The sequence below is a fragment of the Burkholderia sp. KJ006 genome (genome assembly GCF_000262695.1).
Taxonomy (GTDB): domain Bacteria; phylum Pseudomonadota; class Gammaproteobacteria; order Burkholderiales; family Burkholderiaceae; genus Burkholderia; species Burkholderia vietnamiensis.
Genome location: NC_017921.1, coordinates 1,818,816 through 1,839,838 on the forward strand (window position 1 = coordinate 1,818,816; position 21,023 = coordinate 1,839,838).

At 68.4% G+C, this 21,023-nt stretch carries 17 protein-coding genes; 6 read left to right on the forward strand and 11 right to left on the reverse strand.

Features of this window, described 5'->3' with window-relative positions:
• Positions 1-27: 27 nt before the first annotated feature.
• The 4 genes from MYA_RS22015 to MYA_RS22030 are packed head-to-tail and all read right to left on the reverse strand — an operon-like array spanning position 28 to position 4,724.
• Positions 28-987 (reverse strand): chemotaxis protein CheX, encoded by a 960-nt coding sequence (locus MYA_RS22015; RefSeq protein WP_014725114.1) that lies wholly within the window; start codon positions 985-987, stop codon positions 28-30.
• A 22-nt stretch (positions 988-1,009) separates the two neighbouring features.
• Positions 1,010-1,594 carry a hypothetical protein gene (locus MYA_RS22020; protein WP_011881930.1) on the reverse strand — a complete coding sequence of 195 codons (585 nt, stop codon included), beginning with the start codon at positions 1,592-1,594 and terminating at the stop codon, positions 1,010-1,012.
• Positions 1,591-2,331 carry a methyl-accepting chemotaxis protein gene (locus MYA_RS22025; RefSeq protein ID WP_226092216.1) on the reverse strand — a complete coding sequence of 247 codons (741 nt, stop codon included), beginning with the start codon at positions 2,329-2,331 and terminating at the stop codon, positions 1,591-1,593. Before MYA_RS22025 ends, MYA_RS22020 begins: the two co-directional genes overlap by 4 nt.
• A 2-nt stretch (positions 2,332-2,333) precedes the next feature.
• Positions 2,334-4,724, reverse strand: coding sequence for an MCP four helix bundle domain-containing protein (locus MYA_RS22030; protein WP_014725116.1), 2,391 nt, complete (start codon positions 4,722-4,724; stop codon positions 2,334-2,336).
• A 274-nt stretch (positions 4,725-4,998) separates the two neighbouring features.
• Between MYA_RS22030 and MYA_RS22035 the strand changes: the two genes are divergently transcribed.
• Positions 4,999-5,196 carry a hypothetical protein gene (locus MYA_RS22035; RefSeq protein ID WP_014725117.1) on the forward strand — a complete coding sequence of 66 codons (198 nt, stop codon included), beginning with the start codon at positions 4,999-5,001 and terminating at the stop codon, positions 5,194-5,196.
• A gap of 33 nt (positions 5,197-5,229) precedes the next feature.
• Positions 5,230-5,919 (forward strand): alpha/beta hydrolase, encoded by a 690-nt coding sequence (locus tag MYA_RS22040; protein ID WP_011881927.1) that lies wholly within the window; start codon positions 5,230-5,232, stop codon positions 5,917-5,919.
• Positions 5,920-5,962: 43 nt separating this feature from the next.
• Here MYA_RS22040 and MYA_RS22045 read toward each other — a convergent pair whose 3' ends face one another.
• Both MYA_RS22045 and aspA read right to left on the reverse strand, forming a co-directional pair.
• Positions 5,963-7,468, reverse strand: a complete 1,506-nt coding sequence (locus MYA_RS22045) for an amino acid permease (RefSeq protein WP_014725118.1) — start codon at positions 7,466-7,468, stop codon at positions 5,963-5,965.
• A 99-nt stretch (positions 7,469-7,567) separates the two neighbouring features.
• A complete protein-coding gene (gene aspA / locus MYA_RS22050; protein ID WP_011881925.1) occupies positions 7,568-8,974 on the reverse strand; it encodes an aspartate ammonia-lyase in 1,407 nt (468 codons plus the stop codon).
• Between the two features lie 151 nt (positions 8,975-9,125).
• Here aspA and MYA_RS22055 point away from each other — a divergent pair, with 151 nt between their 5' ends.
• A complete protein-coding gene (locus MYA_RS22055) occupies positions 9,126-10,100 on the forward strand; it encodes a LysR family transcriptional regulator (protein WP_011881924.1) in 975 nt (324 codons plus the stop codon).
• 159 nt (positions 10,101-10,259) lie between these two features.
• On the opposite strand, the gene MYA_RS22060 is transcribed toward MYA_RS22055, so the two are convergent.
• A complete protein-coding gene (locus MYA_RS22060) occupies positions 10,260-11,324 on the reverse strand; it encodes an asparaginase (protein ID WP_014725119.1) in 1,065 nt (354 codons plus the stop codon).
• A 326-nt stretch (positions 11,325-11,650) separates the two neighbouring features.
• Between MYA_RS22060 and MYA_RS22065 the strand changes: the two genes are divergently transcribed.
• Complete coding sequence (locus tag MYA_RS22065; RefSeq protein WP_041494169.1) at positions 11,651-13,903, forward strand: TonB-dependent receptor; 2,253 nt, start codon at positions 11,651-11,653, stop codon at positions 13,901-13,903.
• A 69-nt stretch (positions 13,904-13,972) separates the two neighbouring features.
• On the opposite strand, the gene MYA_RS22070 is transcribed toward MYA_RS22065, so the two are convergent.
• Genes MYA_RS22070 through MYA_RS22080 form a run of 3 tightly spaced genes read right to left on the reverse strand, consistent with a single transcriptional unit; the run spans position 13,973 to position 16,641 of the window.
• Positions 13,973-14,995: a DUF2891 domain-containing protein gene (locus MYA_RS22070; RefSeq protein WP_014725122.1), complete on the reverse strand. Its 1,023-nt coding sequence runs from the start codon at positions 14,993-14,995 to the stop codon at positions 13,973-13,975.
• Between the two features lie 9 nt (positions 14,996-15,004).
• The gene (locus MYA_RS22075; protein ID WP_041494170.1) at positions 15,005-15,955 is read right to left on the reverse strand and encodes a DUF979 domain-containing protein; all 951 of its coding nucleotides are present in this window, start codon (positions 15,953-15,955) and stop codon (positions 15,005-15,007) included.
• Complete coding sequence (locus MYA_RS22080; RefSeq protein ID WP_011881919.1) at positions 15,952-16,641, reverse strand: DUF969 domain-containing protein; 690 nt, start codon at positions 16,639-16,641, stop codon at positions 15,952-15,954. Before MYA_RS22080 ends, MYA_RS22075 begins: the two co-directional genes overlap by 4 nt.
• Positions 16,642-17,011: 370 nt before the next feature.
• On the opposite strand from MYA_RS22080, the gene MYA_RS22085 reads away from it, so the two are divergent.
• Together MYA_RS22085 and MYA_RS22090 are read left to right on the forward strand one after the other, a co-directional pair.
• Complete coding sequence (locus tag MYA_RS22085) at positions 17,012-17,236, forward strand: hypothetical protein (protein WP_006399758.1); 225 nt, start codon at positions 17,012-17,014, stop codon at positions 17,234-17,236.
• A gap of 282 nt (positions 17,237-17,518) precedes the next feature.
• Entirely contained in the window at positions 17,519-18,634 is a 1,116-nt protein-coding gene (locus MYA_RS22090) for a diguanylate cyclase domain-containing protein (protein ID WP_014725125.1), read from the forward strand.
• Here MYA_RS22090 and MYA_RS22095 read toward each other — a convergent pair.
• Entirely contained in the window at positions 18,624-20,873 is a 2,250-nt protein-coding gene (locus tag MYA_RS22095) for a putative bifunctional diguanylate cyclase/phosphodiesterase (protein ID WP_041494171.1), read from the reverse strand. The genes MYA_RS22090 and MYA_RS22095 overlap by 11 nt on opposite strands.
• Between the last annotated feature and the right edge of the window lie 150 nt (positions 20,874-21,023).

The following is a 21,023-nucleotide window of genomic DNA, read 5'->3' on the forward strand; positions in this document are numbered from 1 at the left end:
CTTTTGCGTCGTTGCCGACTTCAATGTTCAAAACAGTTCGAGCTCGCCCGACTCGACCATCGGCCCGACGTCGTGCACCGTTTCGCGGAAATCCTCCGGCGACCAGCTCAAGCTGAATACGAAGCGCTGATCGAGCTGCACCGCGCGGCCCGACGCGCGGTCCGTCACGCGATACTTGAAGCACAGCTGCGGGCAATCGCCGCCGAACGAGATGAACTTCTGCTTGTGATTGACGACGAGCGGCACCTGCACCGGATGGCGCGCGAGCGCGTCGGCGTCGCCGAGATAGCGGTCCTTGAACGCGCCCCACACGAGATTCGTCAATTCGCCGAGCACGCTGTTGACGTCGCGAAAATCGGGTGCGCGGCCGTCGTCGCGCGTGCCGCCGATCATGTCGAGCAGCGGCTGCTCGCTCGTCTGCAGCAGCATGTAGCCGCGGCACCACGCGCTTTCGAGCGCGATCAGGCTGAACACTTCGCCGAAGATGATCTGGTCGCGCACGATGCACGGCGTGTCGCATTCGATCGCCATCCCCGGAAACAGGCCGTCGAGGCGCGCCTCGGTGATCTCCGCGATGCCGCGCACGAGCGCGTTCGGGTAATCGCGGCCGAACAGGTATTCGTCGACGGCGCGCTTGAGCGGCGTCAGGTCATCGGCGACGTAGGCCGCGCACGCGACGCGCGCGAGCGCATCGGGCAGCCCGTCGCGCGACGCATCCGCCGCGCGGCGCAGGATGATCGGCAACTCGGGGCGCAGCGCGTCGATCTGCGTCGCGACGATCGCGCTCTCGGCCGGCGAGCCGCCGTAGTCTTCGGCGAGCAGGATCGCGCCGAGATCGATGTTCGAGCGCAGCACCTGCAACAGGCGGTTGCGGCGCACGGTCAGGCCCACGAGGTTGTGCTCGTCGCAAAAGCGCTTGATCGTCGCGGCATGCGCGCGGCTGTCGTCCAGCACGAGCACCTTGCTGACGGGTTGGTCCACGGTCATCTCGGATAATCCTCGGATTCGGTCAAAACAGTTCGAGCTCGCCGCCCGTGTCCACCGCAGCCGCTTCCGGCACGTGGAAATCCACCGGCGCGTTCGCGCACACGCAGAGCGTCGCGCCGATCCGCACGTCGCCGTCGAGCGTCACGTCGTACGCGGCCGTGTGAGCGGGATGCAGCGCGGCCAGGTAATCGACGCTCTCGCCGCTCAGCAGATAAGGCGTCGACATCCCGAGATCGGGAAATGGCGCGGTGAGCGCCTGGTTGATCGCGCCGCAGCACAGGTTCGCGACTTCCATGAACGCTTCGGCCAGCGGCCGCTGCGTGCTCGCTCCGGGCGTCGTCGCGGCGAAATGACGTTGCGTCGGCGCATCGTCGCGAAAGCGCAGCGCGAGCAGCAGACGGAAATGCAAGGCCGAGATCGTCAGCACGACGACCTGCTCGCGCGCATCGGGCTTGGCGCGCCGCTGGGTGCGCGACGGATCGTCCGGTGCGCGCCCGGCATCGTGCGCGACCGGCCGGATCTCGCATGGGCCGCCGCCCGCGAGCCGCGTGCGCGCCGCATCGAAGAAGATCCGCTCGAAGCCGGCACGCGCCTGCGCACTGATCACGCCGCCGCTCCTTCGAGCCGCGCGTGCAGTTGCGCCGCGAGCGTCTCGACGGTTGCCAGCGCGGCGGTGATCATCTTGCCGCCGGCCTGGATGTCCTGGAACGTCGCGGCCGTCACGAGGTCGTTGCGGTTCAGGCTGTCGCGATAGCTGTTCGACAATTGCTGCGAGCGCGCCGCCAGCCCGCGCACCTCGCTCGCGACGATCGAGAAGCCGCGCCCGGCCGCGCCGGCGCGCGCCGCTTCGATCGACGCGTTCAACGACACGATCGACACGTGCGCGACGATCGCCGACAGCTCCTGGTTCTTCGCGCGCATGTCCTGGTTCTGCGTGGTGAGCGAGATCATCTGCTCGTGCCAGCGCTCGAACGTGCCGGCCAGCCCGCGCAGCCGCGCGGCTTCGTCGGCGAGCTTCGTCGCGTGCTGCGACAGCGCCGCGCGCTCGGCCGCGAGCGCCTGCAGCGCGTCGCGCCGCTCGTCGGCGCCGGCCGTCTCGCGCGCCAGCGCCTGTTCGAGCTCCGCTTCCCGCTGCGTCCAGGCCAGCGCCGCCTGCGCATGCGCGGCGACGGCCGCGTCGGCACGCGCGTCGGCGGCGTTCAGCGCGTCGCGCAATGCGTGCGTTTCGCTCGCGATCGCGGCTGCGGAACGCGCGCGCAACACCCGCGCGACGATGAAGGCGATCAACGCGGCCGCCACGCCGCCGCTCAGAGCGGCGCCGACCGGAATCATCCACGCCTGCACGTTCACTCCGCTGCGTCGACGTTCGCGATGCCGGCGCGCGCGTGCGACTCGACGTCCCGGCCGTCGCCCTCGGCCGCGAAACGCGCCGGCAGCGACACGATCGTCTCGAACGCGCGATACGACGCGCCGACGCGATCGTCGGTGAAGCGCAGCGCGATGTCGCCGCCGTCGCGCTTCAGAAAATTGCGCACCGCGTCCATCCCGACGCCGCGCCCCGACACTTCGGTCACCGCGCGCGCGGTCGAGAAGCCCGGCCGGAAGATCAGCTCGGCCACGGCTTCATCGCTCATCGCCGCGTCGTTGCCGGCGTCGATCCAGCCGCGCTCGCGCGCGATCGCGCGGATGCGGGCGAGCGCAAGACCGCGGCCGTCGTCGCGCAGCACGAAGCGCAGCGCGTCGCCGTCGGCGGCAACCGCGATGTCGATCGTGCCGGCCACCGGCTTGCCGGCCGCGCGCCGCTCGTCGGACGTTTCGATCCCGTGGTCGAGCGCGTTGCGCAGCAGATGCATGAACACGTTCTTCAGCGTCGCGCCGATCTCGCTGCGCACGCGCTGCCCGTTGCTGTCGATATGCACGACCGGCGCGGGCTTGCCGAGCTCGGCCGCGAGCGACGGCAGCGATTCGATCACGCCGCCCAGCGCATCGCCGATCCGCTGCGTGCCGAACTGGCTCAGCAGGCGGCGCACCGAATCGCGCGCGGCGAGCCAGTCGCTCGCGTTCGCGGGATCGGCGCCGTCGAGCATGCGCAGGCTCTCGCTGATATGCGCGCGCTCCACCATCAGGTAGTCGGCGCCGTCACGCGGCACCGGCTCGCCGTCGCGGCCGAGCGTCACCGCGTTGATCGTCGCGTAATGGTCGACCGCGTCGCGCACGCGGGCCAGGTCTTCCATCAACGCATCGCGGTTCCATTCGGGGCCGCCGTCCGCGCGGCGCAGCGATTCGTACGCCTGCTCCGCCTCGTGCACGATGTTGGTCAGGTGCTGCAGGCTGTACGTGCGCGCATTGCCCTTGATCGTGTGCATGTTGCGGAACAGCGCGGCGACGATCGAATGATCGGCGCGCTCGTGCTGGCGGATCATCCGTTCGTTTTCGCTGAGGAAGCCCTTCGCGCTGTGCACGAAGTCGTGGAACTTGTCCTGGCTGATCGACAGGATCTCGCCGATCATCTCGAGCCGGCGCTGTTGTTCGCCCGCTTGCGCGGTCAGCTCGCGAATCTCGGTCACGTCGCGCACGCACAGCATCAGCCGCACGACCGTGTCGGTGTCGTCGGTGATCGCCGACCAGCTCAGGTCGAGCCATTTCTCGCGGCCGTCCGGCATCCGCTTCGCGACTTCGTTGACGAGCAGGTGCTCGTTGAACGCGAAGTTCATGCTGTCCTCGCCGAGACACGCGTGCACGGCCGCTTCGACCTGCGAGCGCGCGTCGGCGCCGATGCTCGAATCGTCGAACACGAGCGCCATCAGGTCGCGGCCCGCGATGTCGTCGGTCTCGAAGATGGTTTCCAGATACGCCGAATACTCGCCGTGCACGCGCGCGCCTTCGACGACGGTCAGGATCCCCTGCTGCATGTTCTGCAGCATCGCCTGGATGTCGGCCGTCTTCTGCTTCAGCTGCGCGGCGTTCTGCTGGATCTTCTCGATCATCCCGTTGAACGCGACGATCGAGTGACCGATCTCGTCCATCCGCCCGACCGGCACGCGCCGCGTGAAGTCCTGGCTCGTCGCGATCTCGCTCATCATCGTCTGCATCCGGCTCAGCGGGCGCGTGATCTGGCGGTACAGCACGAAGCCGAGCGCCGTCAGCAGCACGACGACCGTACCCGCGACGCCCGCGATCGCGGTCGCCGTGGTCGCCAGCATGCCGTTCAGCGCGCTGATCGCGTCGTCCTTCTGGCGGTTCTTCTCGATGCGCAGCGTGTCGACGATCCCTTCGAGTTCGTCGCGATACTGCGCGACGTTCGCGAACAGGTACGCCTGCGCCATCTCCGCCTTGCCGTCGGCCTTCATCTTGACGGTGTCGTCGATCGCGGCGAAGTAGTTCGCGGCGCTGTCGCGCGCCTGCGCGACGAGCCCTTGCTGCGCCTGGCCGACCGCCGACTTCGCCTGCGCGTCGAGCGCGGCGCGCAGCGCCGCCTGCTTCGCCTTCAGCTCGTCGCGCGCCTGCGAGGCGGTTTGCGGGTCCGGTGCGTACACCAGCGTCATCGTCGCGATCTGGATGTTCTTCACGTCGGCGACGAGATCCGCCGACGCGAGCGCGCTCGGCACGATTCCCTGGGTAACCTGACGGACCTCGGCGGCGCTCTTGCGCGTCTGGTACACGGCGTACGCGCCGATCGAGGACAGCGCGATGAACGTCAGGACGACTAGCAGCGTAATGCGATGACGAATGGTCATGAGTACAGCTCCCCGCAGCGATCCGGCTTCAATCGCCCTCTGGTCTATTGAAAGAATATGAGCGGCGAATTATCGGGGATGGTGTATGACGGTCCGATGACCGGAAATCAATGGATCGTTGATGAAATTGCAATGATTAATTGCGCAGCCGAATTCCTAAAGTTCCGACGGAATCGGCCGTTAATCGTTATCCGGCAAGGGTTCGCCATCTCCTTTCAGCGCGGCGACGGGCGAATTCGGATATTCGCTTTCCATTCGTAATTCGGCAATTCAAATGGTGTCGATTCCGGCAGAACGCCTGCAAATCGTCGAGGTCGGCTGGCTGCCGGCCGGACATTTGGCGGCAGTTTTCCGGTGGCTGATTCGCAATACGCGCGACGCAGCGCCGGCCGCGATGCCGGACGGCATTCATTCCTGTCGGGAAAGGATCAATCACCATCCGGCGGTTCACTCTGCCGGCTGCGCGGCATAGACTGTCGGATCGTTTCGCTACCGGACCCACGCGATGACCGACGTTGCCCAGCTGACCACCGACCCCGAATCGGGCCTCCACTACCGGCTGCGCGCGGCCGTCGGCCGCCCGGCGGGCCGCCTGTTGCTGCTGCACGGCGTCGGCGGCAACGAAACCAATCTGCTGAACCTGGCCGATACGATCGACCCGCGCATCGAAATCGCGTTCCTGCGCGCGCCGCTGGCGTTCGGGCCAGGCCAGCATGCATGGTTTCCGGTGCGCTTCGGCCCGAACGGCCCGGAAATCGACGCGGCCCGCGCCGATGCGAGCCGCCTGAAGCTGATCGCGCTGCTGCGCGCGCTACGCGCGCGCGACGCCGCGCAGCAAGCCGCCGCGTTGCCGGTCGCGATCGCCGGCTTCAGCCAGGGCGGCATCATGAGCGCGAGCGTCGCGCTCACGTCGCCGTCCGACGTCGCCGCGTTCGCGGTGCTGTGCGGGCGCATCCTGCCGGAAATCGATCCGCTGATCGCACCGCGCGACGCGTTGAAGCCGCTGCACGCGCTGGTGATGCACGGCCGCTTCGACGACAAGCTGCCGCTCGCATGGGCCGACACGGCCGACGCGAAGCTGACGGCGCTCGGCGTCGCGCACGACACGTGGCGCTACGACGCCGGCCACGAACTCACCGCGCAGATGGCGGCCGATTTCAGCCAATGGATCGGTGCGCGGTTCGGCTTGAACTGAGCGCGGTGGGCCGGCCGGGCGCCGGCGCGCGCGGCCGGCATCGTCAGACGCTGCCCGCGGGATCGGCGGCGATCGGCGAGGCAGCCTGGGCCGCAGCAGCGGCATCGCGCGCCGCGCCGCGCTTCGCGAGCTTCCAGCCGACCACCAGCGCGAGTACGACGACCGGAATCATCGCGACGGTCCACGTGCCGCCGGGATAGTCGAACGCCATCAGCACCAGCACGCTGACCAGGAATCCGAGCGTGAGCCACGACGTGAACGGCGCGCCGGGCATCCGGAACGACACCGGGCTCAGCTCGCCGCGATCGACCGCGCGGCGGAACAGGATCTGGCACATCACGATGAAGCCCCAGGTCGTGATGATGCCGAGCGACGCCATGTTCAGCACGATCTCGAACGCCTGCGCCGGCACGATGTAGTTCAGCGGCACGCCGAGCGCGTTGACCGCGACCGTGACGAGGATGCCGCCGTACGGCACGCCGCGCGCATTCATCCGCGACACGAAACGCGGCGCCGAGCCGCCCATCGCGAGCGAGCGCAGCACGCGCCCGGTCGAATACAGGCCCGAGTTCAGGCTCGACAGCGCGGCGGTGAGCACGACCACGTTCATCACCGTGCCGACGTACGGCACGCCGAGCTTGCTGAAGAACGTCACGAACGGGCTTTCGTGGGCGCTGTACGCGGTCCACGGCAGCAGCATCGTCAGCAGCACGACGGAGCCGACGTAGAACAGCGCGATGCGCCACATCACGCTGTTGATCGCCTTCGGCAGCACCTTGCGCGCGTCGGCGGTCTCGCCCGCGGCGACGCCGACGAGCTCGATGCTCGCATACGCGAACACGACGCCCTGCACGATCAGCACGGCCGGCAGGATGCCGTGCGGAAAGATCCCGCCGTGATCGGCGACCAGATGCAGGCCCGGCATCTGCCCGGCGACCGGATGGCCGCTCGCGAGAAACACCGCGCCGACCGCGAGGAACAGCGCGAGCGTCCCGACCTTGACGATCGAGAACCAGAATTCCATTTCGCCGAACACCTTCACGCCGATCATGTTCATCACCGACACGATGCCCAGCGCGCCGAGCGCGAACACCCATTGCGGCACGTCGGTGAACACCGCCCAGTACTTCATGTAGATCGCGACGGCGGTGATGTCGACGATGCCGGTGGTCGCCCAGTTCAGGTAGTACATCCAGCCCGCGACGAACGACGCGCGCTCGCCCATGAACTCGCGCGCGTACGACACGAACGAGCCGCTGGTCGGCCGGTGCATCACGAGCTCGCCGAGCGCGCGCATGATCAGGAACGCGAACGCGCCGCACACCAGGTAGACGAGCGCGAGCGCGGGCCCCGCGCTCTGCAGGCGCCCGCCCGCGCCGAGAAAGAGGCCGGTGCCGATCGCACCGCCCATCGCGATCATCTGCACGTGGCGCGGCTTGAGCTTCTGTTCATAGCCGGCCTCGTGCGACGCGAACATCGCGTCGCGCTCGGCATCGCGGGGTTGCGCGCCGCCGGCCTTGGCCGGCGCGCGCTCGCTGACGTGCTTCATGGTGTGTCTCCGTTTCTTGATGTGTCGCGCCGCCGACGCGGCGCCGCGGGAACGGCGCGCGGGCGGCCGGCGGCAGGCGCCGGCGCCGCGTGGCCGAAATCAGTAAGCGCGCGGGCGGATCAGCGCTTCGGGTTGCAGCGCGTCGTCGAGTTGCGCATCGGTCATCAGCCGGTGTTCCAGCACGACCTCGCGAATCGACTTGCCGCTCTCGTGCGCCTCCTTGGCGACGGCAGTGGCGCGCTTGTAGCCGATGTACGGGTTCAGCGCGGTGGCGAGCGCGACCGAGCGCTCCATCGTGTCGCGCAGCCGCTCGGGGTTCGCGGTGATGCCGCTCACGCAGCGATCGGCGAGCGTCGTGCAGGCCGCGCTCAGATGGCCGAAGCTGCGGAACAGCGCGCTGGCGATCACCGGCTCGAACGCGTTGAGCTGCAGCTGGCCGGCCTCGGCGGCGAACGTCACGGTCAGGTCGTTGCCGAACACCTCGAATGCGACCTGGTTCACGACCTCCGGAATCACCGGGTTCACCTTGCCCGGCATGATCGACGAGCCGGCCTGCACCGGCGGCAGATTGATCTCGCCGAAGCCGGCGCGCGGGCCGCTCGACAGCAGCCGCAGGTCGTTGCAGATCTTCGACAGCTTGACGGCGATCCGCTTCAGCACGCCCGACATCTGCACGAACGCGCCGCAATCCTGCGTCGCCTCGATCAGGTTCGGCGCGGTGCTCAGGTCGAGGCCGGTGATGCGCCGCAGTGCGGCCAGCGCCTTCGCCGCATAGTCGGGATGCGCGGTGATGCCGGTGCCGATCGCGGTCGCGCCGAGGTTGATCTCGCGCATCAGCCAGCCGGCCTCCTGCAGGCGCGCGATGTCTTCGCTCACCATCACCGCATAGGTCGAGAACTCCTGGCCGAGCGTCATCGGCACCGCGTCCTGCAACTGCGTGCGGCCGAGCTTGAGCAGATCGGCGAATGCGTCGGCCTTCTGCGCGAACGCGTCGCGCAGGTGCGCCATCGCCTCGAGCAGTTGCTCGACCGCGAAGCAGGTCGCGATGCGGATCGCGGTCGGGTAGACGTCGTTGGTGCTCTGTGCGAGGTTGACGTGCTCGTTCGGATGCAGATGTTCGTACTGGCCGCGTGCATGCCCCATGATTTCGAGCGCGCGGTTGCAGATCACCTCGTTCGCGTTCATGTTGGTCGACGTGCCCGCCCCGCCCTGGATGACGTCGACCACGAACTGGTCGTGCAGGCGGCCGTCGCGGATTTCGGCGCAGGCGGCGGCGATCGCGTCGCGATACGCACGCGGCAGCAGCCCGAGCTCGCAGTTCGCGTCGGCGGCCGCTTCCTTGACCGCCGCCAGCGCGACGACGAGGTACGGCAGCGACGCGATCGTGCGCCCGGAGATGTCGAAGTTCTCCTGCGCGCGCAGCGTATGGACGCCGTAGTACGCCGAGTCGGGCACGTTTCGCTGCCCTAATAGATCCGCTTCGACGCGAAAGCCGCGTTCCGTCATGGTGTCCCTCCTGTTGTCTCGTTGCGCTGCCGAAAACGGCGGCGTGCACCGCTGTCCGACGCGCGGGATCGCATTCTATGCCTTTGCAGAGTGATGCTCGTTTCTGTATTATCGAAAGCGGTTTTGCGTGGAACGCAACAGCAGGAGGCGGATGAACACCATGGCGAGAGACACCGGCATCGATCACCTCGGCGCGATGCGCGCGTTCGTGCGGGTCGTCGAAATGGGGAGCTTTTCCGCGGTGGCAAAGGAGATGCGCGTGTCGACGTCGACGGTCGCGCGCAAGATCACCGCGATCGAGGACGCGCTCGGCGTCGCGCTGCTGCATCGTTCGACGCACAGCGTGACGCTGACCGAGGCCGGCCACATCTACCTGGAGCGCGCGGTCACGCTGATCGCCGATCTCGACGACACGCTGCGCGTCGTCGCCGAGCTGAACGCGCAGCCGAGCGGGCCGCTGAAGCTCACCGCGCCGGTCGCGTTCGGCCGCCGCCATCTCGCGCCGCTGATCGCGCCGTTTCTCGCGCGCTACCCGACGATCCAGCTCGACGTGCGGCTCACCGACAACCACAACGATCTGGTCGCCGGCGGCTTCGATCTCGACATCCACGAGGGCGAGAACTATCTGGACAATCTCGTCGTCCACCGGCTGTCGCGCAACGACAGCGTGCTGTGCGCGACGCCCGGCTATCTCGACCGTTGCGGGCGACCGGCGACGCCGCAGGATCTGCAGCAGCACAATTGCCTGCGCTACGTGCATCCGGACGGCGATCCGCGCTGGGAACTGGTGCGCGGCGACGAGCGGCACAGCGTGCTGCCGGCCGGCAACCTCGTCACCGATCACTCGGAGCTGCTGCTCGACGCGACCTGCGCGGGGCTCGGCATCGCCGAGTTCGAGATCTGGCTGGTGCGCGACCTGCTCGCGAGCGGCCGGCTCGAGGCCGTGCTGCCGCGCTACCGGCTGCACAACAAGCTGACCGGCGACTACATCTACATCGCGTATCTGGCGAACCGGCGCAGCTCGGCGAAGCTGCGCGTGCTGAAGGACTTTCTGGCCGAACATCTCGCGCACATCGGCGAGCTGTCGGAGGTCGAGCTGATGAAGATTCGCGACGCGCTCGCGTAACCGGCGCGGCGGCGGCCGTGCAATCGCATGGCCGGCGTCGCGCCGGGCATGCGCGCGTCAGGGTCAGCGGCAGCGACATCGCCATGGTCCGTTCGGATACCGGGCTCCACGGCGCGTGCAGCGGCCGAGCGCTTCCCGCGCCCGGCGCGGCGGCTCGCGTCAGGCCGGCTGCAGCTCGAACGGGAAGCGCGCGTGCCCGACTTCGACACCCTGCGTGTTCAGCATGCGCGGCCGATGGAACGCGGCGAGCTGCGCGCGCTGCGCGTCGGTGCCGATCCCCAGCCGCTCGAGCAACTCGCTGACGACCATGTACAGCACGTCGATGTTGCCGTCGCCGATCTTGACCGAGATGCCGAGCGCGCCCTGCGCGCCGAGTTCGCGCGTGCGTGCGCAGGCGCGCACGCCGATCCCGTAGCATGCATCGGCGCCGAGCTTGCCGACCACCTGCCCTTCGAACGCGTTCATCAGCACCGTGCAGTAGCGGCCATCTCCGGCGACCAGCTCCGGATGCGCCGTCATCGCCCGATGGATGCGCGCGAGCGCGCGCACGCGATCGGTGGTCGCGACGCTGCCGGCTTCGACCGCATCCGCGCTGTCGGCGAGCGACGCGTAGAGACGCGCGAGCCGGTCGAGCGGGAATGCCGGGGTCGGCAGATTGCAGCCGTCGATCGCCCAGTCGACCTCGTCTTCGCGCAGCCCGCACGCGTCGGCGAGCACCTGCTTGACGCGCAGCTGCATCGGATGCTCGGGCAGATGGTAGTCGGCGATCGCGGCGCCGAGCACGCGCGCGCCGGCCAGCATGCCGACGTGCTTGCCCGAACAGTTGCTGCACACGCCGGTGGGCGTGTAGTCGCGCTTGATCCACGAGCGGTACACCTCATCCGACAGCGGCACATGGCCGCCGCAGCGCAGGTCCGACTCGTGCGCATCGACCTTCGCCAGCATCGCGCGCGTGCGCGCGATGTGCCGCTCCTCGCTGCTGTGCGATGCGCACATGAGCGCGATGTCGGCGTCGTCGAAACCGAAGCGCTCGGGCGCGCCCGTCTCGATCACGGACAACGCCTGCGCCGGCTTCGCCGCCGAACGCGCGAGCGTCACCCGGAACGGATCGCCGAACTGGAACAACAACTTGCCGTGCGCATCCACCACCGCGATATCGGCGACGTGCGTGTTCTCGATCGCATTGCCGCGGTACGTGACGACCGCTGCGCGTTGGGTGTCCATCTTCTACTGTCTCCTTCGTCGGGGCCTGATTCGCCGGGGCCCGTGCAACCGGTACGGCAGTGTATCGACTCGCCGTTCGAGCGCAGCGCCCACCGATGGAAAGCGGCTTTGCGCGATGCGCAAAGCCGTCGCCGCGCTCCGCGCCGTGAGTATGACGATTTCGTTGCGGAACAATACGATTGTTTACATATTTCCTACCGCTCCGTACAATCGCCATCGCTAATGCGAATCATACGCATTTGTATTGACGTTTTCCGACACGACGGCCGCGGCCGGCCGTGTCGCGACGACGCGTCCGATTCACGCTACTTTCGCTGCCTCTCGCCATGTCCGTCCCGTTCAAGACGCGGCCTCGTGCCGTCGTGTCCGCACTCGCCTGCTCCGTGTTCCTGACGCCGCTACTCGCGCGCGCGGAAACCGCCGCCGCTTCGGCTCCGTCCACTGCTTCGACCGATTCCTCCGGTTCCGCAGCGCCCGCGCCGTCGGCGACGCTGCCGACCATCGCGGTGCAGTCGTCCGCGCTGTCGGACATGCAGGTGAAGCGTTCGCCGTCGTACAAGTTCACCGCGCCGCTGCTCGACACGCCGCGCTCGGTCACGGTGATTCCCGAGCAGCTGATCAAGGAGAAGAACGTCACCTCGTTCGCGGACGCGCTGCGCTCGGTGCCGGGCATCACGTTCCTCGGCGGCGACGCGGCCGCGAACCCGTCGGCCGACCGTCCGGTGATCCGCGGCTTCGAATCGCGCAACTCGATCTTCGTCGACGGGATGCGTGATTCGGGCGTGCAGAACCGCGAGACGTTCGCGGTCGAGCAGATCAGCGTGATCAAGGGCCCGGACTCCGTGTACGCGGGCCGCGGCTCGGTGGGCGGCAGCATCGACATCGTCACGAAGACGCCGCAGAACGACAACTTCGTCAACGGCAGCATCGGCTTCGGCACCGACGGCTACAAGCGGGCGACGCTCGACGCGAACCGCAAGATCGGCGACACGACGGCCGTGCGGCTGAACGTGATGGGCCACGACGCGAACCAGCCCGGCCGCAACGACGTGTACAACAAGCGCTGGGGCGTCGCGCCGTCGGTCGTGTTCGGGCTGAACACGCCGACTACCGTCACGGTCAGCTACTACCACATGAACTCGTACGACATGCCCGACTTCAGCGTGCCGTTCCGCGCGTCGGGTGGCACGCCGGTGCCGACCGATCGCGGCCGGTTCTTCGGGCTGAACACGCGCGACTACCGCTACGGCCAGACCGACACCGGCGAAGTGCGCGTCGAGCACCGCCTCAACGACGCGTGGAAGCTGAAGAACACGACGATGTTCGGGCGCTCGACGCTCGACTACGTCGCGACGAACCCGCAGATCCTCGCGTCGAATCCAAACCTGATCGCGTTGCAGGCGAAGAGCGGCAAGTACGCGCTGAACAGCATCGCGAACCAGACCGAAGTGACCGGCAGCGCGCAACTGTTCGGAATGAAGCACACGATGACGGCCGGCGTCGAGTTCAGCCATGAGCAGTCGCGCTACGAGGGCTATCTGGTGTCCGATGCCGCCGGCCACAACATCCGCACCGGCGGCCCGTGCTCGGTGGCCGGCAACTGCACGCCGCTCGCGGGCGGCTGGAACCCGAACATGCCGTGGACCGGCAGCATCGTGCTGAACGGCGACAAGGGCTTCCCCGGCGCGACGACGAACACGCGCACCGACACCGTGTCGGCGTACATCTTCGATACGGTCAGGCTGTCCGAGCGCTGGCAGTTCAACACCGGGCTGCGCTTCGACCGCTACGACACGACCGGCAAGCAGGCCGGCGTCGCCGACCTGTCGAATACGTCGAACCTGTTCAGCTACCAGTTCGGCCTCGTGTTCAAGCCGGTGACGAACGTGAGCCTGTACGCGTCGTACGGCACGTCGTCGAACCCGCCGGGCTCGAACGCGGGCCTCGGCGGCGGCTCGGACCAGATCACCGCGACGAACCAGGATCTCGCACCCGAGCGCTCGCGCAACATCGAGGTCGGCGCGAAGTGGGACGTGCTGCAGGATCAGCTGTCGCTGACGTCGGCGCTGTTTCAGACCGACAAGACCAATGCGCGCGTGAGCGACGGGCTCGGCCATACGGTCAACGCGGGCAGCCAGCGCGTGCGCGGCGTCGAGCTCGGCTTCGCGGGCAACCTGACGCGCAAGTGGCGCGTGTTCGGCGGCTACTCGTACCTGAATGCGATCACGACCGATGCGGGCCCCGGCAGCCCCGGCGCGTCGGGCCTGCCGATGGTGATGGTGCCGAAGCACAACTTCACGCTGTGGACGAGCTACGACGTGCTGCCGCAGCTGACGCTCGGTGCCGGCGCGACGGTGATGAGCAAGACCTACGCCTCGGTATCGTCGACCGTGAAGAAGTGGACGCCCGGCTACGCGCGCTTCGACGCCGCGGCAACGTGGCGCGTGAACAAGACGATGGATGTGCAGCTGAACGTGCAGAACCTGTTCGACAAGCAGTATTACGCGAGCGCGTATCCGATCTACGCGACGTGGGCGCCGGGCCGCTCGGCGATGGTCACGCTCAACTTCTATCAGTAAGCGCGAGCGGCGGGCGATGGCGCGGGGCGGCTTGCGGGCCGCCCTGCTCACCGCTCACCGCGATGGAGATTACGCTTCGATCGCGAGCAACGCGAACGTCGCGAGCCAATGTTCGCCCATGTAGTCACCGGCCACGTGCGCGAGCGCGCTCGACAGATGGCGCTCGGCCGCATCCAGCAGTTTCGCGCGCCGCACGTCATGTTCCGGCAGCGCGTGCGCCAGTGAACGCTGGCACCACGCGCGGCTCAGGTTCAAGCCGTCCAGATGCGCGATCTTGCCGTCGCTGCGGTCGCTGACCGTCGCCGGCACGAACAGCGTCGCCGGTTCGCCGCGCGCGAGATCCGGCAGGAAGCGTGCAAACCAGCCGTCGAAGTCGGCGGCCGGCAGCACGCGCCGCATCAGCTCCGCCTCCATCAGCGCGGGCGACAGGAACTCGTCGCCCGACGGCTCCCACGCCTGGCACGCGACGTCGTTCAGATGCCAGCGCTTCGCGGTATCGGCGATCAGCGCGGCGAGCCCGTCGCGCCGCGTGGCGCGCGCGAAATCATGCGCGAGCGCGAGCGCGAACGCGGTGTTGAAGTGCGTGCCGACGCGCAGCGGATAGGTCGCTTTCGGCAGGAACGTCTCGAAGCGCGACACGAACAAGTCGGCGAGCGGCGCCATCGTCTTCGCCCAGCGCGCCGCCTGCGGCACCGCGCCGGTCAGCGCGAGCCGCTCCAGTTGTCCGGACAGCGCGAGCAGCCACGCCCAACCATAGGGCCGCTCGAAACCGCTGTTGTGCGGCAGCGCGAGATACGCGCGTTCGCCGGCGACGTTGGCGTCGGTGAAATGCGCATCGACGACGGCGACGATCTGCGCGGCCTGCGGCAGCGCCGGATAGCGCTCGAGCACGCGCAGCACGAGCCAGTAGCCGTGCACGCAGGAATGCCAGTCGTAGCTGCCGTAGAAGATCGGGTGCAGCGCACGCGGCCCCTGCACGTCGTGCGGGCCGGCGAGTTCGTGCGTGAGCTTGTTCGGATATTCGCGGGTCAGGTGCGCGAGCGCGAGCGACGCGAATTTCGCGGCCAGCTCGGCAGTCAGTCGGTCGGTCATGGGGTCTCGTCAGTAGCGGAATACGAACGCGTACATCAGCAGCGTATTGACGGCCAGCAGCAGCACGGCGGTCGGCCACTGCGCCTTGATCACGCCGTTCTTGTCCTTCAGTTCCAGCAGCGCGGCCGGCACGATGTTGAAGTTCGCGGCCATCGGCGTCATCAGCGTACCGCAGAAGCCGCTCAGCATCCCGATCGCCCCGAGGATCGCCGGGTTGCCGTGAAACTGATGGACGATCAGCGGCAGGCCGATGCCGGCCGTCATCACCGGGAACGCCGCGAACCCGTTGCCCATGATCATCGTGAACAGCGCCATCCCGACCGTGTATGCGGCAACGACCGCGAACGGCGAATCGACCGGCACCCAGTCGCGCACGAGCCCCGACACCACGCCGCCGACGCCCGCGAGCGCGAACAGCGCGCCGAGCGCCGCGAGCATCTGCGGCAGGATCGCGGCCCAGCCGACGGCGTCCATCGTGTGACGCGCCTCTTTCAGCGCATGAACGGGCGAATCGCGCAGCATCGCGAGCGCGACGGCGAACGCGACGAGCGTGCCGAGCACGAGCGAAATCAGCGTCACGCTCTTCGGTTCGACGAACGGCACGAGCCTGAGCACGAACGTGCCGATCAGCGTGACGACGGGAATCAGCAGCGCGGGCAGGAACAGCCTGTTGCCGAAGCGCAGCGCGTTCGCCGCGCGCCGCGCGGCCGCCGCCTCGCCGGCTTCGTCGGACTTGCCGCGGCCGAGCTTGCCCGAGCCGGCGATCAGCGCCAGCGCGATCGCGAGACAGCCCGTCACGAAGTGCGGCAGCAGCGCACCGAACAGGAACGTCAGCGCATAGATGGCCCAGAACGCGAAATTGACGACGCGGCGCGGGTTCGTGCGGTCCATCAGGTTGAAGCATGCGAACGCGGCGAACGTCGCGCCGGCCACCGTGTACAGCGGTTCGAGGCCGATCATCGCGCGCCCTCCCGCGCGAACGCGCCGAAGCCGCGCGAGAGCCGCCGGTCGAGCAGCGCGAGCCGCGCGCAATGGATCAGCAGCGCGGCGAGCGCGGTCGGAATCGCCCACACCGACAGCTGCAGCGGCTCGATCGAGATGCCGTTCTGTTCGAGAAAGCCCTTGATCAGCAGGATCGACTGGATCGCGATGAAGATGTCCTCGCCGAAGAACACGGCGACGTTGTCGGCCGCCGACGCGTGCGCGCGGATCTGCTGGCGCACCGACTCCGGCAGCTCGCCGTGGCGGCCGACCGCCGCGGCCTCGGCCATCGGCGCGATCAGCGGCCGCACCATCTGCGCGTGGCCGCCGAGCGACGTGAGGCCGAGCGCGGCGCTCACCTGGCGCAGCACGAAGTACAGCATCAGCACGCGCCCGGTCGTCGCCGCGTGCACGCGCGAGATCATCCGCTTCGCCTGCTCCTTCAGTCCGTTGCGCTCGAGCAGCGCGATCACCGGCAGCGTCAGCCAGATGAGGCCCATGTAGCGGTTCTCGGCGAACGCCTTGCCGAACGCGCTCACGATGCCGACGATGTCCATCCCGCCCGCCAGCCCCGTCGCGAGCCCGGCGATCGTGACGACCAGCAGCGCGTTGAAGCGCAGCGCGAAACCGATCACCACGATCGGCACCCCAATCAGCACCAGCATTGCCGCTCCTTCCGTTGGATGCGCGGCGCCGTCCCGGCACGCCGCAGGCCCGGTTTCGAACGGGTTCAGGCGGCAAAATCTAACACGAGAATTTATCGATAAAAAGTCGATGATTTGCGGCTTCGGGTAAACGTTGAAGCGTGCCGGCACGCGGCGGCGGCGCGCCGTCGGCAGGCTGCGGCGGTCGCATGGCGTCGGTGCGCGGCGCGCCGCGCCGGCACGGGCGCACGCCGGGCCGCGTGGCGCGGCACCGGTGCGGCGACCAGGGCATGTTCACGCTGATAACGGGCTTGCGAACGAGCCTTTGCGCCCGCCGGGCAAGGGAACATGCCCTAAACTGGAAAGCATCGCAACGTATGGGAGAGCCGCCATGATCGACGTATTTCAGACCATCGGCAGCCGCGCGTTCTCCGCTCATCTGGCGAAGGACGGGATGGTGACGTTGATGGAGCAGCGCCACGAGGTCGACCGCGTGACGCTCGCCACCGCGTACGCCGCGCTCGTCGAGGCATCCGAGCAGGAGGCCGATCTGCGCGACGCGACCGTCGAAGGGATGATGCGCGCGCTGATCCAGGGGTACGCGCGCAGCCATTGACCCGAGCCGCGCCGCCGAGGCGGCGCGTCGGCCGGCAACCCCGACCCGCGTGCGACATCGCGTCGTGCCTGCGCGGGCATCCGGCACGTTCCCGCATCCGGCGCGATAATGGCGCGCTGCGCGGCCCGCCTGCCGCAGCGTTCGGCGGTCTCGCGCGCAACCGTTGGCGCGCCGCGCCGGCATGCAGGCGCGAGCGCCGGCCGACCGGCCGCGTTCGCGCGGATCCGATCCCGATGAAACGCCGCCACACTCCCTCAGCCATCGCGCAATCCGGCATCGATCATGACCAGTGACTTCACCCGCCCGCCCGGCGGCTCGCATGCGGCGCTCGACACTGCGCGCGGGCCGCGCACGCCGACCGCCGACACCCCGGCGATGGTTCTGCTGGTCGACGACCAGACGATCGTCGCCGAGGCGATCCGGCGCGCACTCGTCGACGAGGAAGGGATCGACTTCCACTACTGCCCGCGCTCGGACGACGCACTGGCCGTCGCGATCGACACGCGCCCGACGGTGATCCTGCAGGATCTCGTGATGCCCGGCGCGGACGGGCTGAGCCTCGTGAGCGCGTACCGCGCGAACCCGGCGACGCGCGACGTGCCGATCATCGTGCTGTCGACCCAGGAAGACCCGGCGATCAAGAGCACGGCGTTCGCGTGCGGCGCGAACGACTACCTCGTCAAACTGCCGGACCGCATCGAGCTGGTCGCGCGGATCCGCTATCACTCGCGCTCGTACATGAACCTGCTGCAGCGCGACGAGGCCTATCGCGCGTTGCGGCAGTCGCAGCAGCAACTGCTCGAGGCCAATCTGGAACTGCGGCGCCTCACGCACTCGGACGGCCTCACCGGGCTGTCGAACCGCCGCTACCTCGACGAATATCTGGCCGCCGAATGGCGCCGCGGCGCGCGCGAGCGCAGCGAGCTGTCGCTGCTGATGATCGACGTCGACAACTTCAAGCTGTACAACGACACGTACGGGCACGTGTCGGGCGACGGCGTGCTCAGGCAGGTAGCCACGACGATCGAGCGCTGTCTCGCGCAGTCGGGCGATTTCGCCGCGCGTTTCGGCGGCGAGGAGTTCGCGGTCGTGATGCCGGCCACGACGCCGGGCGCCGCGCGGCTGCTCGGCGAGAAGATCCGCCTCGCGGTGGAGGCGTTGCGGCTGGAGCACACGCATTCGTCGACGGGACGCTACGTGACGATCAGCATCGGCGGCGCGAGCATCGTGCCCGCGCCGGGCGTGCCGGCCACCTTCCTGATCGAAGCGGCCGATCGCGCGCTGTATCGCGCGAAGCACGGCGGCAAGAATCGCGTCGACGTGGATGCGCAACCCACGCCGGCGCCGCGGGCGCCGTCGGCGCCCGGCAGCGATCCCGACCGCTCGCCTACGCGGTGACGAGGCGGCGGGCGTAGTCGGCCGCTTCGAGCGGCCGGTCGAACAGGTAGCCCTGTTGCATGTCGCAACCGATCTGCTGCAGGAACCGCGACTGCGCTTGCGTCTCGACGCCTTCCGCGGTCACCTTCATGCCGAGCGAGTGCGCCATCGCGACGACGGCCTGCGTGATCGCCACCGAGTCGCGGTGATCGGGCACGCCCGACACGAACGAACGGTCGACCTTCAGGTTGTGCAGCGGGAAGCGCTTCAGGTAAGCGAGCGACGAATAGCCGGTGCCGAAGTCGTCGACGGAGATCCGCACGTTCAGGTCCGCGAGCGCTTCGAGCATCGGCAGCACGGTTTCCGTGTCGTTCATCAGCACGCCCTCGGTGATTTCGAGCTGGAGCGCGCGCGGATCGAGCTTCGTCAGCGCGAGACAGCGGTAGACCGATTCGACGAGGCCCTCGTGGAACTGCCGCGGCGACAGGTTGACGGACAGCATCATGTCGGGCGCGATCGTGCGGCGCCATTCGGCGGCCTGCCGGCAGGCCGTTTCGAGCACCCATTGGCCGATCGCGACGATCAGGCCCGTGTCTTCCGCGACCGGGATGAACTCCGCCGGCGACAGCGGGCCGAGCTCCGGACTGGTCCAGCGCAACAGCGCCTCCGCGCCGACCGTGCGGCCGCTGCGCGCGTCGACGACCGGCTGGTACGCGAGCCGCAGCGCATCCGACGAGATCGCGCGGCGCAGCGACTGCTCGATCGCGAAGCGGCGCTGCAGCCGCAGGTTCAGCTGCGCGGTGAAGAACGTGAAGTGGTTGCGACCGCGCTGCTTCGCGTCGTACATCGCGGAATCGGCGTTGCGCATCAGCGTGGCCGCGTCGTCGCCGTCGCGCGGCGCGACGCTGATGCCGATCGACACGCCGAGCCAGTACTCGTTGTTCGCGATCTCGAACGGCTTCGCGATCGCGTCGATCACCTCGCGCGCGAGCGCGGCCAGCGCGTCGGGATCGTCGCAGTCCTCGACGAGGATCACGAACTCGTCGCCGCCGACGCGCGTGAGCGCATGGCGGCCGCTGCCGCATACGACGAGCCGCGCCGCGACGCTGCGCAGCAGCGCGTCGCCGGCGTCGTGGCCGGCCGTATCGTTGACCTTCTTGAAGCCGTCCAGATCGATGAACAGCACCGCGACGCGCACGGGCCCGGCAACCGGGTCGCGCTTGCCGAACAGCTCGCGCATCCGCTCGGACAGCCAGCGCCGGTTGTACAGGCCGGTCAGCGCATCGCGCGTCGCCAGATAGCGCAGTTGCTGCTGCGCCTCGCGCACGGGCCCGATGTCGTGGAACGACAACAGCACCGATTCCGGCTGCGTCGCGCCCGGCTTGACGATCGGCACCGCGTTGCCGCGCACCCAGATGATGTCGCCGTCCGCGAGCCCGAAGCCCGCCGCATAGTCGAGCTGCGAGGCGCCCGTGACGAGCGCGCGCCGGCTCGGCCAGTCGTCCGGCGCGATCGACGTGCCGTCCTCGTGCACCTTGTAGAGAATCACCGTCGACAGCCGGCGCCCGACCAGATCGCCCTTCACGCGCATCATCCGGTGCGCGCTCGGATTACACGCAGTCACCACGCCGTCGTGCGACACGACCAGGATGCCTTCGTTCAGGCTGTTCACCACTAGCCGATGATGTTCCTCGCTGCGCACCAGTTGCCGAGCGATCGAATCCTGGTGCACCGCGAGGCCGACGCTATTGCCGATATCGCGCAGCAGGTCGGTTTCGGTGTCGGTCGGACGCCGCGGCTCGTGATGGTAGACGGCGAACGCGCCGAGCACGGTGCCCGCGTCGTCGAGAAACGGCACCGACCAGCACGCGCGCAGGCCGAACGACAGCGCGAGCGCACGATAGTCGGCCCAGAGCGGATCGGTTTCGATGTCCTCGACGGCGACCATCCGGCGTTCGTGCATCGCCGTGCCGCACGAACCGACGGCCGGCCCGATCGGCAGGCCTTCGATCGCGGCGCTGTACTGTTCAGGCAGCGACGGCGCCGCGCCGACGTGCATGTGGATGCCATCCGCATCGAGCAGCAGGATCGAGCAGGCCGCCCCGTCGCCGAGCAACGCCTCGGCACGCCGGCATACCTCGAGGAGCAACTCGGGCAGCGGCGTGTTGCGCGTGATCAGCCGCAGCACACTCTGCTCGGACGCGAGTACTTCCGCTGCGAGCCCGGCGCTGTAGCGAGAACTTTGCGGTTCGATATTCAATATGAATGCTGCCGTCAGTTCGACCGGGCTATTGCGCCCGATTCGTTGGTTTTATGTGCACCCTTTATCGCCCCGCGTCGACAGGCCCCGCGGTGCGTCCCCTTTCGTGCCCGCCCCGAGCGCGCACGCCATTACATTTAACACCAATCC